Annotated in this window: 13 protein-coding genes; 2 read left to right on the top strand and 11 right to left on the bottom strand. The window is 42.1% G+C overall.

Features of this window, described 5'->3' with window-relative positions:
• From KHB02_RS28115 to yugI, 8 genes are all read right to left on the bottom strand, one after another.
• Positions 1 to 703, bottom strand: a 703-nt coding sequence (locus tag KHB02_RS28115; RefSeq protein WP_241114155.1) for a DUF6044 family protein, incomplete at its 3' end; no start/stop codon positions are given.
• A gap of 732 nt (positions 704 to 1,435) precedes the next feature.
• A complete protein-coding gene (locus tag KHB02_RS28110; RefSeq protein ID WP_241114154.1) occupies positions 1,436 to 1,600 on the bottom strand; it encodes an aspartyl-phosphate phosphatase Spo0E family protein in 165 nt (54 codons plus the stop codon).
• Between the two features lie 185 nt (positions 1,601 to 1,785).
• A complete protein-coding gene (locus tag KHB02_RS28105) occupies positions 1,786 to 2,193 on the bottom strand; it encodes a YugN-like family protein (RefSeq protein WP_213144373.1) in 408 nt (135 codons plus the stop codon).
• A 211-nt stretch (positions 2,194 to 2,404) separates the two neighbouring features.
• Positions 2,405 to 3,754, bottom strand: coding sequence for a glucose-6-phosphate isomerase (locus KHB02_RS28100; protein ID WP_213144372.1), 1,350 nt, complete (start codon positions 3,752 to 3,754; stop codon positions 2,405 to 2,407).
• A 196-nt stretch (positions 3,755 to 3,950) separates the two neighbouring features.
• Positions 3,951 to 5,114: an iron-containing alcohol dehydrogenase gene (locus KHB02_RS28095; protein ID WP_213144371.1), complete on the bottom strand. Its 1,164-nt coding sequence runs from the start codon at positions 5,112 to 5,114 to the stop codon at positions 3,951 to 3,953.
• 124 nt (positions 5,115 to 5,238) lie between these two features.
• Positions 5,239 to 6,510 carry a Glu/Leu/Phe/Val family dehydrogenase gene (locus KHB02_RS28090; RefSeq protein WP_213144506.1) on the bottom strand — a complete coding sequence of 424 codons (1,272 nt, stop codon included), beginning with the start codon at positions 6,508 to 6,510 and terminating at the stop codon, positions 5,239 to 5,241.
• A 79-nt stretch (positions 6,511 to 6,589) separates the two neighbouring features.
• Entirely contained in the window at positions 6,590 to 7,789 is a 1,200-nt protein-coding gene (locus KHB02_RS28085) for an ornithine--oxo-acid transaminase (RefSeq protein WP_213144370.1), read from the bottom strand.
• Positions 7,790 to 7,970: 181 nt separating this feature from the next.
• On the bottom strand, positions 7,971 to 8,369 hold the full coding sequence (gene yugI, locus KHB02_RS28080; RefSeq protein ID WP_213144369.1) for a S1 domain-containing post-transcriptional regulator GSP13: 399 nt from the start codon (positions 8,367 to 8,369) through the stop codon (positions 7,971 to 7,973).
• A 229-nt stretch (positions 8,370 to 8,598) separates the two neighbouring features.
• Here yugI and KHB02_RS28075 point away from each other — a divergent pair, with 229 nt between their 5' ends.
• Positions 8,599 to 8,820, top strand: a complete 222-nt coding sequence (locus KHB02_RS28075; protein WP_213144368.1) for a helix-turn-helix domain-containing protein — start codon at positions 8,599 to 8,601, stop codon at positions 8,818 to 8,820.
• Between the two features lie 141 nt (positions 8,821 to 8,961).
• Here the strand turns inward: KHB02_RS28075 and KHB02_RS28070 are convergent, their stop codons facing one another.
• Entirely contained in the window at positions 8,962 to 9,225 is a 264-nt protein-coding gene (locus KHB02_RS28070; protein WP_213144367.1) for a DUF1871 family protein, read from the bottom strand.
• 92 nt (positions 9,226 to 9,317) lie between these two features.
• Between KHB02_RS28070 and KHB02_RS28065 the strand changes: the two genes are divergently transcribed.
• On the top strand, positions 9,318 to 10,484 hold the full coding sequence (locus KHB02_RS28065; protein WP_213144366.1) for a MalY/PatB family protein: 1,167 nt from the start codon (positions 9,318 to 9,320) through the stop codon (positions 10,482 to 10,484).
• A 46-nt stretch (positions 10,485 to 10,530) separates the two neighbouring features.
• On the opposite strand, the gene KHB02_RS28060 is transcribed toward KHB02_RS28065, so the two are convergent.
• Both KHB02_RS28060 and gndA read right to left on the bottom strand, forming a co-directional pair.
• Positions 10,531 to 10,908: a PH domain-containing protein gene (locus tag KHB02_RS28060; protein WP_213117877.1), complete on the bottom strand. Its 378-nt coding sequence runs from the start codon at positions 10,906 to 10,908 to the stop codon at positions 10,531 to 10,533.
• A 73-nt stretch (positions 10,909 to 10,981) separates the two neighbouring features.
• On the bottom strand, positions 10,982 to 12,394 hold the full coding sequence (gene gndA / locus KHB02_RS28055; protein ID WP_213144365.1) for an NADP-dependent phosphogluconate dehydrogenase: 1,413 nt from the start codon (positions 12,392 to 12,394) through the stop codon (positions 10,982 to 10,984).
• Between the last annotated feature and the right edge of the window lie 56 nt (positions 12,395 to 12,450).

Raw genomic sequence — 12,450 nt, 5'->3', positions numbered from 1 at the left:
AATAGACTAAACGATACTCAACGACTGCAAACACAAATGTCATATAAACAATCGCAAACAAGAAGCGAAGGTTCCAGTCCTTTTTACGAAGACAATCTACCAGCCAAAAAACTCCCATCGCACTTAAAAAAAAGAAAAAACCCAAAACGATGCTGGCGTAAAAAGGCAGGAAGGTTAACACCGCATAATCCTTTAAAGAGCCTTCACCGCTGCGGATATTTAAAAACGCCCACAGAGCAAGCGGCATCCCTAATGTACTCAACATCCCAGATGGCCAAAACGGCGTCAGGGCAAAGGCCAGGGCCGCGGCAATGTTTAATGAAAGCCAGCGCCCATCAGGAAGAAAATGATTTTTTAACAGCAAATACATCCCTAAAAATGCAGTAACTCTCGTTAAAGCCTGACTCAACGCATAGGCCGTCATCGTTGGCAGCAAAGAATGAAGCCAAACAATGACACTGTACTCCGTTCCAAAGGCATTCCTTGAAAGGAGCCCATTAATAATTTGCGGAACTGCCCCCTCAACACCGCCAAATATTTCGCCGCTCCTTGCCAAGACCTTATACCAGGCGATGTTAGAGTCCAAATTATCGTGAACCCGAATATGAGCATTTTCCTGAAGGATAAATAACGGAGAAAGATAGACTGCTAAAACAAGCAAGGCAAAGATGATATATCTTCGCTCTTTTTTTGTTTCCATCATCACTTTTTGCACCTCAAAAAATATGGTTGTAATTTGTTCAATTTCTCTTTTAAACTTTGCATTTTGGCTGGAAATTATTCCATTAAAAAAACCTTCCGTCAATTGGAAGGATTAGATTGTCTGGTAAGAGTATTTTTTTTCGGCAATTTTTACTTCTCAGAATCTAAACATCAATATCTATTTTTTGTCCCTGCTACTGGGCCTGTTGATTTCCGCTCCGGGCATTCGCTTTCCGCGGGGAGGTCCTGGAGCCTCCTCGGCGCTATGGCGCCTGCGGGGTCTCCAGTGACCTCTATATCCCGCAGGAGTCGATGCCCTACGCTCCAATCAACAGGGAGGCAAATCAACAAATATATTGCAACACGCTTTTCTACTCAATAAGTAGGTTACTTCCTTTATGCATATAGGCAAGTTGCAGTCATGAAAACCTATTGACTAGCATTATTTAATCTTTGTTATTATCCTTCATTGACTAAATGCTCACTAAAAAGGTCAAACTTTTTCAAAAGGAAAACGAAAAGGTGGGTTGCCGGAGGATAAATAGATCAATAGAAAAAAATTCATTATTACTTTACCTAGACTCTTTTTCTTAGCAAATTCACCAATTATTTATTGTGAGTTGAAGGTCCTAATTAAAGCAGCGGTGAATCATTAAAGAAAAAGAATAAAAAAGGCTATCGAAGGTTTTCCGACAGCCAGAGCCTTCCGTCAAATGGAAGGCTTTTTCATGCATTAATGTTTTACAGTATTCCTGTCATATGTATTTAAAAGTTGGTCCAGCAGCTGACTGCATTGGACTACATTAGGATTGGAGTACCCATAAAGTTGAGCTAATTCAATCATTTCCTGCCTCGTTTTTTCAATAATGGATAACAAAGAATTCTCGCTCATCATCATGCTCCAACCCTCAATTTCATAATATAACAATAGTATTAAACATAATTTACAAGTTTTCCTAGATATATACAAGTACCTTAATTCCAAAAGAATAGTTCATTTTGTGAAGATTTTGTGAACATGAATTCTTGGTGTTAAGGAGAGAGGCAGTCCTTCACCTCCTCCTCTCCCATTAAGCAAAAAGCCTAATCTGTTAACAATACGGATTCCAGTTCCGCTACAAGTGATTGCCCTGCGTTCAAGGCATGATCTGAAAGACTGGCATCTTTGTCGGTTGGCTCTTGGAACTGATTAAAGGAACCGGAAAAGTTGCCGGAAGTTCCTTGCACATCAACCCCTGCTTCATATTGATGAGCAAGCAGAAACGGTCTGCCAAGTTCGACCGTGCAGCCATTTTTGTCGAGGCTGCCATCAATCGCTGTAAAAGGCAGCCTTAAAAACTGATAGCCTTCTTGATCATCTATTTTGTAATCAAAGGAACCATGGTCATAGTCCCAATTACCGCCAATAGAATAGCCGATTGGTTTTAACTTTTGCTCAAGCTTATACAAATCAAATTGTTTTCCTTCAACTTTAGACGGCAATTCCTTCATAACATATCACCCCTTTTAAACATTAAGGTTAGTATTCCCGTTTGAAGAAATTTCAGTAAATGAAAACTCGCCGATTGGCAAGTCCGATAGGACGAAGACAGAGGCGTAGTTGAATTTATGCGTTAAGGACTAATAAAATTTGGAAAAATTTTATTAGTCCTTATTAGCTAAAAAAGAGTGCTGAAGATTAAATCAGCACTCCTAATTATAATTATTTCAAACGCTTTTCCAGTTCCGCCTTTTTCTCCTCAAAACCAGGCTTGCCTAAAAGAGCGAACATATTCACTTTATAGGCTTCCACACCAGGCTGATCAAATGGGTTGACGCCAAGCAGGTAACCGCTCATGGCACATGCCTTTTCAAAGAAATAGACAAGATAGCCAAATGTATACTCATCCATTGCCGGAATCGATACAATTAAATTCGGAACGCCTCCATCGGTATGGGCAAGCATTGTTCCTTCAAATGCCTTATTATTAACGAAATCCACAGTCTGACCTGCTAAATAATTAAGTCCATCAAGGTCGTTATCAAATTTCTCAATAGTCAGCTCATGACGTGGATTTTCTACCTTGATGATGGTTTCAAATAGGTCACGGCGCCCTTCCTGCACATATTGACCAAGTGAATGAAGATCCGTTGAAAAATTAGCCGATGAAGGATAGATGCCCTTTTGGTCTTTTCCTTCACTTTCGCCGAACAGCTGCTTCCACCATTCTGAGAAATATTGCAGCCCTGGCTCATAATTTATCAGCATTTCAATGGTTTTACCTTTATTATAGAGAACGTTTCTGACGGCAGCATATTGATACGCCTGGTTGTCCTCGAGCTCTGAATGGCTATAGTCCTCTTGAGCTTTCGCTGCCCCATCCATCATTTTCACAATATCCGCTCCGCTCGCAGCGATTGGCAGCAAGCCGACAGCTGTTAACACGGAATAGCGGCCACCGACATCATCAGGAATGACAAAGGTTTCATAGCCTTCTTCATTCGAAAGTGTTTTCAAAGCTCCTCTCGCTTTATCGGTTGTTGCATAAATTCGCTTGCGGGCTTCATCAACACCGTATTTTTCTTCGAGTAGTTTACGGAAAATACGGAAAGCAATCGCCGGTTCTGTGGTTGTTCCGGATTTGGAGATCACGTTAATCGAGAAATCCTTATTTTCTAGAAGGTCCATAATATCCCGTATATAAGAAGAGCTGATATTATTGCCCGTAAAAATAATTTGCGGGGTCTTCCGCTTGTCTTTTGGCAGGGCATTGTAAAAGCTGTGCTGAAGCATTTCAACTGCAGCTCTTGCTCCTAAATAAGAGCCGCCAATCCCGATAACAAGCAGAACATCGGAATCTGTCTTTATTTTTTCAGCTGCCTTTTGGATCCGGGCAAATTCCTCTTTGTCATAGTTAGTTGGCAGGTCAATCCACCCTAAAAAGTCACTGCCAGCTCCGGTTTTTTCATGCAGGGAATGGTGGGCAACTTTAACAGCATCCCTTAAGTATGTAAGTTCATGTTCTCCAAAGAAGGAGAGAGCTTTTGAGTAATCAAAACGAACATGTGTCATGCATGATCCTCCATTATTTTATATTTCATAAATCACTTTATCGAATAAGGGGTGGATTAGCAAGAAAAGCCCCCTGTTGTAAGCGTACCCAATTTTGATGATTTTTTTACAAAATTGGACATTTTTCGTCTTTTGCTTTTATTTTTGCGTTTTGCCCGCAGAAAAAGGCCCGGGCAGTATGCCCGAGCCACTCTTCTTATAATGCTGCACGATAAATCGCCAAGCAATCTTCTCTATTCAATTTTGTAAAGCTGCCAAATTCCCCGTTGGCCATCGCACGGTCTGCCATCAGGTCAAGCTTGCTTTCATCGATGTCATAATCAGCTAAACGAGTAGGGGCACCGATACTGTTCCAGTACTCCCGCAGCTTCCGAATACCTTCAAGGCCTGCTTCCTCAGCGCTTTTCCCTTCACAATTAACGCCAAGAACCCGTTCGGCAAGCTGCTTGAAACGCTCAGGCTTGACTTTAAGATTGTGCTCCATCCAATGCGGGAAAAGAATCGCAAGGCCGCCGCCATGCGGAATGTCATAAACTGCCGACACTGCGTGCTCTAAATTATGGGTTGCCCAATCGCCGCGGTAGCCCATATTTAAAATACCGTTTAAAGCCATGGTGCCGCAATAAAGAATGGTTGCCCGGTGATCATAATTCTCAAGGTCTTCCAGCAATTTTGGTGCTGTTTCCATAACTGTAATCAACAGAGATTCGCACATGCGATCCTGAAAATCCGTTTCCTCAGTAAGATGGAAATAATGTTCAAGAACGTGGGACATCATGTCGACAATCCCATATATGGTTTGATTTTTTGGAACGGAATAAGTATGAACTGGATCAAGAATAGAGAATTTCGGAAATGTTACTGCACTTCCCCAGCCGTATTTTTCATTTGTTTCCCAATTTGTGATGACGGAACCCGCATTCATTTCCGAACCGGTTGCGGCCAGTGTCAGCACGGTGCCGAACGGAAGCGCTTCCTTAGCAAATGCCTTTTTAATGACTATATCCCAGGCATCGCCGTCATATTTCGCTCCGGCAGCAATTAATTTGCTACAATCAATTACACTTCCGCCGCCTACGGCCAAAATGAAGTCTATTCCTTCTGTTTTGCAGATTTCTACCCCTTTTCGGGCCGTTGTAATACGTGGGTTGGGTTCTACTCCAGGAAGTTCAAATACCTCTGCCCCAATTTCATTTAGAATTGTCACGACCTTGTCATAGAGACCAGTACGCTTGATGCTTCCGCCCCCATAAACTAGCAGGACCTTTTTTCCATAGCGCGGAACTTCTACTTTTAGTTGTTGAAGCTGATCTTTCCCAAAAATTAATTTGGTTGGATTTTGAAAAATAAAATTATCCATTTTTTTGAACACTCCCTTCCATTCTTTATTATTAAGGATATTAAGTTTTTTTGCAAAGTTGGCGCCCAACATATCCCTGGAGACAAAGGAATACCCGCCTGCAGGCGGGCATTCCTTTCTTCATTTAAACCCATCCTCTATAAATAGATGCCTCGGCCATTTTTTGGATTCCCGTCATATAGGCAGCCAAACGCATATTAATATTTCGACTTTGCGACAAGTTATAGACCGTGGTAAAAGATTGGACAATTCTTTCTCGCAGTTTATCCAGGATTTCCTCTCTGCCCCAATAGTATCCTTGTTTATTTTGAACCCATTCAAAATAAGATACAATTACACCCCCGGCCCCAGTTAAAACATCTGGCACCAGAAAAATGCCACGCTCAGTAAGGATTCTGGTTGCTTTAATGGTCGTTGGCCCGTTTGCCACTTCAGCCACAATCCTTGCTTTTATGGCATGTGCATTTTCTGCCGTAATTTGATTGGAGACAGCAGCAGGTATCAATATATCACAGTCCTGCTCCAGTAGTTCTTCATTTGTAATGGCACCGTCAAAAAGAGTTGATATCGTGCCAAAGCTGTCACGCCGTTTAAGAAGGTACTCTATATTTAAGCCGTCCGGTTCATATAGGGCACCATATACATCCGAAATTCCGATAATATCTGCTCCTGCCTCATGCAGAAACTTGGCAATAAAGCCTCCAGCATTGCCGAACCCTTGAATGATGACCCGGGCTCCCTTAAGTCTTAACCCCTGTTTTTCGGCTGCTTCTTCAATGCAGATTGCTGCCCCCAATGCTCCGGCTATATCACGGCCTTCTGAACCCCCGAGTACGAGCGGCTTACCAGTAATGAATGCAGCTGAACCATACTGTTTAAGCTTGCTATATTCATCAAGCATCCATGCCATAATCTGGGCATTCGTGTAAATATCCGGGGCCGGAATATCTTTTGTCGGCCCGACAATTTGGCTGATTGCCCGTACATAACCGCGGCTTAACCGTTCAAGTTCTCCCATTGACATGGTTCTTGGATTACAAAGGACTCCCCCTTTTCCTCCTCCGAAAGGGAGGCCGGCAATCCCGCATTTTAAACTCATCCAAATTGCCAATGCCTTTATATCATCTTCACAAACGCGGGGATGAAATCGGATTCCCCCGATTGTTGGCCCAAGGGCATCATTATGCTGGGCCCGGAAGCCTGTAAAAATTTGTGTCGATCCATCATCCATCCTCACTGGAATTCTCACAATGAGCGACTTCATTGGCTCAGACAGCAAATCAAACATCACCGGTTTAAACCCAAGCTTATCTAATACTTCGCGAAAGACCATTTGTGTAGATGTAAGCAGGCTTAATGTCTCTTTTTCCTTTCCATCTCCAACCGTATTCCCCATCATTGCACCCCTACTATATCAAAAAATCCCCATACGTTTAGCAGGGCTAAGGCCCCGCTGCCTTCATGCATGAAAGTCGTTATCCTAATATCTTTTGAATTCGTTCAATTGCCCAGTCGAGTTCTTCTTTTGTAATGACCAGCGGTGGAGCATAGCGAATGACGTTGTCATGGGTTTCTTTACACAAAAGACCCTCATCTTTTAATTGCTCGCAATATTTTCTAGCAGGTTCAGAGAGTTCCATACCAATAAACAGGCCTCGCCCGCGAATTTCTTTTATTTTTGGATTCTGGATTTCCCTTAGTTTCTTAACGAAATATTTTCCCAATTCCAATGACCTTTCCGCAAGTTTTTCTTCTTGAAGAACGTCGAGTGCTGCGATTGATACTGCGCATGCCATCGGATTTCCGCCAAAAGTGGACCCGTGTGAGCCCGGATTGAAGACTCCTAAAATATCGTTATTGGCCACAACGCAGGAGATTGGGAATACGCCCCCGCCAAGTGCTTTTCCGAGGATATACATATCCGGTTCAATGCCTTCCCATTCACAGGCGAACATCTTTCCTGTCCGTGCCAGGCCTGCTTGAATTTCGTCGGCAATGAACAGAACATTATTTTCCTTACAAAGGTCATATGCTGCCTTGATATATCCTTCAGGGGGAATAATAATTCCCGCTTCACCTTGAATTGGTTCAATTAAGAAAGCCGCAGTGTTAGGTGTAATTGCCGACTTTAAAGCCTCAATATCGCCGTATGGAACTAGTTTAATCCCCGGAAGCATCGGGCCAAAACCACGTTTGTATTCGTCGTCAGAAGACAAAGATACTGCCAGCAGCGTTCTGCCATGGAAGTTTCCGACGCAGCCGATGATTTCAGCTTGGTTATCAGGAATCTTTTTGACATCATAGCCCCAGCGCCTTGCTGCTTTTACAGCAGTTTCCACTGCTTCAGCACCGGTATTCATCGGGAGAGCCATTTCTTTGTTTGTCATTTTACAAATTTTTTCGTACCAAGGTCCTAGCTGATCGTTATGGAAAGCACGGGAAGTCAGCGTTACCCGATCCGCCTGTTCCTTTAAAGCTTGAATAATTTTGGGGTGGCGGTGGCCTTGATTGACCGCTGAATAGGCGCTTAGCATATCCATATATTTATTGCCTTCCGGGTCTTCCACCCAAACTCCTTCGGCCTTATGAATCACGATTGGCAGGGGATGATAATTATGAGCGCCATACTTCTCGGTTTTTTCAATAATTTCTTGCGAATTTATATTTGCAGGCATTTATGAATCCTCCGTTTTCAGGCAATTTAGTTACATACATCTTTATTGTAGCCCAGCACGATAAAAGAATGAATTTGTTCACAAAAATTTTTATATTCTTCTTTAACAGAATCAATTGCGACGGTTAACAGAAAAAATAAAGCCTAGACCCGTTATATGCTGAGTCTAGGCTTTAAAAATACTATTTTTTAATTTCTTCTCGTTGAGATTGGTCAATCCATTCCTGAAGCTTTTCTTTTAATGTGTTGAATCCTTGCTGTCCATCGCCTTCTTGGATAATGGCTGCAGCCTGGCGCTTACGTGGCTTTTTAGGGCGTGCCGCTTGTTGAACTGGTGCTTCTTCTGTAGCTTTGATGGAAAGGCCAATTTTCCCAGCCCCTTCATCCACCGACAAAACTTTAACCTTTATTTCGTCGCCTACTTTTAAATGGTCGTTTATATCCTTCACATATCCGTGCGTGATTTCAGAAATATGAACAAGACCCTGTGTATTTCCGTCCAAAGCAACAAATGCTCCATATGGTTGAATACCTGTTACTTTACCTGTTATAATACTACCGGTTTCAATTTTTCCTGACATGAAAACACTCCTAAGTAAATAAATTATATATCCCTCTTATACGCATTATAAAATTATATCACATCAGTTAGTCATAATCAAAAACTATTTTCCAAAAAATAAACAAATTCTTCAATATTTTCAAATTGTCAGAATATCGTAACATTATTTTGCAATGAGATTAAAAAAAAGAATTGTTACCATGATATAATAATAGACAGCAAACTATCCAAAAATAGGGGTGAACAGTATGAATTCAATCGGTCATATTATTAAAGAGGCCCGTGAAAGACGCCACATGACCCAGGAGGAACTTGCACAAAAGGTTAGAGTAGGGACTCAAACGATTGAGAATTATGAGTCAGGGGAACAAATGCCAAGCTCTCAAACGATTTTAAAACTATCTACTGTTCTCGATATTCCGGCTGCAGAGCTTTTAAAAAACCATAAAGAACCATATGTTAATGAATGACGAAAAAAAGCGGAAAAATTTCCGCTTTTTTTATTTTATTTAGTATATAAAGGGGAAAATGTGGAAATTATGATAACATAAGCTTTCTAGTATTCCCCCCTTTTTGAGCGGACCGCCTAACAGTTGGTCCGCTTTTTTTTGTTAGAGCGAACATGAATCATTGGATTTAATGGTTAAAAGTTCTTCCGCCATTTTCAAGCAGTTCTCCAACGGAATGATTCTCTCAAAAGAAAATTCATAAATATCTTGAATTCTCCTTGCCAGCTTGGCAGGCTCATCTAATTCATGGACAGCCTGAATCACATCCGCAATCTCTGTTTCATAACTGGCGTTTGTCAACTGAAATGGGTTCCATTCATTCAATAAATCAACGATCTTCAAATTTGTTTGAATCTCTTTTCTCATCGTAAAAATCTCCTATTACTTTTCCATTTTGCTTAAAATATTTTATCATAAGAGATAGGTACTATAAAAATATTTCGGGTGGTGGGACAAAGATGTCAATATTTAATGAAAGAATTAACCGGAGGAATACCTCCTCAGTTAAATGGGAGGCAACAAAGCAGCTTTTTGGAGAAGAGGACCTGTGGCCGATGTGGGTTGCAGATATGGATTTCAAGCCGCCACAGGCTGTCATCACGGCAATAAAGGAGCGGGTGGAGCACGGTATTTTCGGCTATACATTTGTACCTCCCTCCACATCTAAAGCGATAGCAGAATGGCTTTTCAAAAGACATCAGTGGAGTATTGAGCCGAATTGGCTTCTGTATTGCGGCGGCGTAGTACAGGCAATCAGCACGGCTATCCAAACGTTTACCGAAGAGGGCGATCAGGTACTGCTCCAATCACCAGTGTATACACCTTTTTTCGATATGATAGAAAAAAACAACCGAAAGATTATCAATGCTCCGCTTATTCTTGATGAAGATAGGTACAGGATTGACTTTACCGCTTTTGAAAATGCTTTAAAGCAAGGCTGCAAGCTCTTTTTGCTGTGCAGTCCGCATAACCCTGGAGGAAGAGTTTGGACCAAGGAAGAGCTGGAGAAAATGGCAGACCTCTGTTTAAAGTATAACTGCCTGATTCTTTCTGATGAAATACATTCCGATCTCGTCTATAAAAAGCATAAGCATATACCGATTGCGTCACTGAATGAGGAAATAGCTGAAAAGGTGATTACTTTTATTGCCCCTAGCAAAACTTTCAATCTTGCCGGTCTGCACGCTTCCGCTGTTGTAATCAAAAATGAGACCTTGCGTACTCAATTCCAGGAAACGATGAGGCGGCAGGGGTCCTTTTCACTGAATACTTTTGGCATTACCGGGATGGAAGCTGCCTATCTTGAAGGCGAGGCTTGGCTCGAGGATTTGCTTGATTATCTTCAGAGTAATAAAGATTTCGCAATTTCCTTTCTTAAGGAGCATCTGCCTGAAATTACTTGCATCGACTCGGAAGGAACCTATCTGCTTTGGCTGGATTGCCGAAAGCTTGGACTTAGCGATAAGGAACTTCGGCAGCGCCTCCTCCAAAAAGGAAAACTGGCGCTCGAGCCCGGCCCAAAATACGGACCAGGCGGGGAAGGCTTCGTCCGCATGAACATCGCCTGCCCAATGGATGATTTAATCGAAGGATTGAAGCGGCTGAAAATAGCATTTGATAAATAAAAGAAATCCTGGCCCCACACGTAAATCAGCAGGGGTCAGGATTTATTTATTTTAGTACATATTCAGCCAGTACGCTTTGCAGTTCATAGATATTTAAATTTTTGTTAAATTGTTTTTGCAAGGGCAGGGCGCTGCCGGAAACCCAAATTTTTAACTCTGCATCCAAATCAAAATTCCCGGCCGTTTCAATGCTAAAATGAGTAATACTCTTATAAGGAATCGAATGATACTCGACTTTCTTTCCTGTTAAACCTTGCTTGTCCACTAAAATCAAGCGCTTGTTTGTAAAGAGGAACAAGTCGCGAATCAGCTTATACGCCTTCTCAATTTGTTCATTCGGCGCCAGCACCTTTGCAAATTCCCTTTGAATTTCTGCAACATTTACTTCCGAAGCATTACCCATTAAGCCATCCAAAAATCCCATCAATAATCCCCCATTCTTCCAACTTATCTTATTTAAGTATACAAGAAAACTCACAGAGATACTGTGAGTTTTTCTAGATTTCCAGCCATTCGGTATGGAAGGTTCCTTCCTTATCGACTCGCTGATAGGTGTGGGCTCCAAAATAATCCCTTTGCGCCTGCAGCAGGTTGGCAGGCAATACTGCTGAACGGTAGCTATCATAGTAGGCAACGGCACTTGACAACCCTGGAACTGGAATTCCTATCTTTACGGCAGTTGCCACCACTTCCCTAGCAGACTCTTGATAATCAGCGGTAACCGACTGAAAATAAGAATCCAACAATAAATTTTCCAAATGCGGATCGCGGTCATAAGCATCCATGATATTTTGCAGAAATGCCGCTCGAATAATGCAGCCTCCCCGGAAAATCTTTGCAATTTCACCTGGCTTCAGGTCCCATTTATACTCCTTGGAGGCAGATTGATATTGACTGAACCCTTGTGCATAGGAAATGATTTTACTAAAATATAAAGTTTTTCTGATATGCTCAATAAAATCCTGCTTGTTTCCAATAAACTTATTGTCGCGCGGCCCACTTAAAATTTTACTGGCTTTCATACGTTCATCCTTCATTGCTGAGATAAACCGCGCAAAGACCGATTCAGTAATCGTGGATAGTGGCACACCTAATTCAAGCGCACATTGACTGGTCCATTTCCCCGTTCCCTTTTGTCCGGCCGTATCAAGAATGACGTCAACTAAGGGCTTGCCGGTGTCAGGGTCGATTTTTGTAAAAATATCCGCAGTAATTTCGATAAGGTAGCTGTCTAGCTCTCCTTGGTTCCATTCATGAAAAACTTCATGAAGTTCTTTTGCGGACAAGCCCAGCATTGATTTCATAAGATGGTAAGTTTCACAAATAAGCTGGATATCCCCATACTCGATGCCATTGTGTACCATTTTGACAAAGTGTCCCGCTCCATCTGGTCCTATGTATGTACAGCATGGCTCACCATCTACCTGTGCAGAAATTGCTGTAAGCAGCGGCCCTACGTGCTCGTATGCTTCTTTTTGGCCGCTCGGCATGATGGAAGGACCCGTTAATGCCCCTTCTTCTCCTCCAGAAACTCCGGCACCAATGAAAAGAATCCCTTTGTCCGCAAGCGCCGCATTCCTGCGAATCGTATCCTGATAGTAGCTGTTCCCACCATCAATAAGGATATCTCCTTGCTCCAAATGTGGAACGAGTGATTCAATTGCCTTATCCGTAATCACACCGGCATTCACCATCAACAAAATCTTCCGAGGTGTTTCCAGCGATTGGATAAATTCCCCGATGTTTGTGGTTCCGGTAATATTTTTATCTTTATGCTGCTCTAATATTTCGTTTACTTTCTCGGCTGATAGGTCGTAGATAGACACGGAGAAACCCTTGCTTTCAAAATTCAATGCCAAACTTCTCCCCATCACTCCGACTCCTACAATGCCCACTTGTTGTTTAGCCAATCTAAATCATCCCTTCAAGATGTTTAAAAAATATTTCACCATTTTTTATTATAAAC

The sequence above is a fragment of the Neobacillus citreus genome (assembly GCF_018343545.2).
In the GTDB taxonomy this organism is placed as follows: Bacteria; Bacillota; Bacilli; order Bacillales; family Cytobacillaceae; genus Neobacillus; species Neobacillus citreus.
The sequence above is the reverse complement of the archived record's forward strand: the minus strand, read 5'-3'. Positions and strand labels throughout refer to the sequence as shown.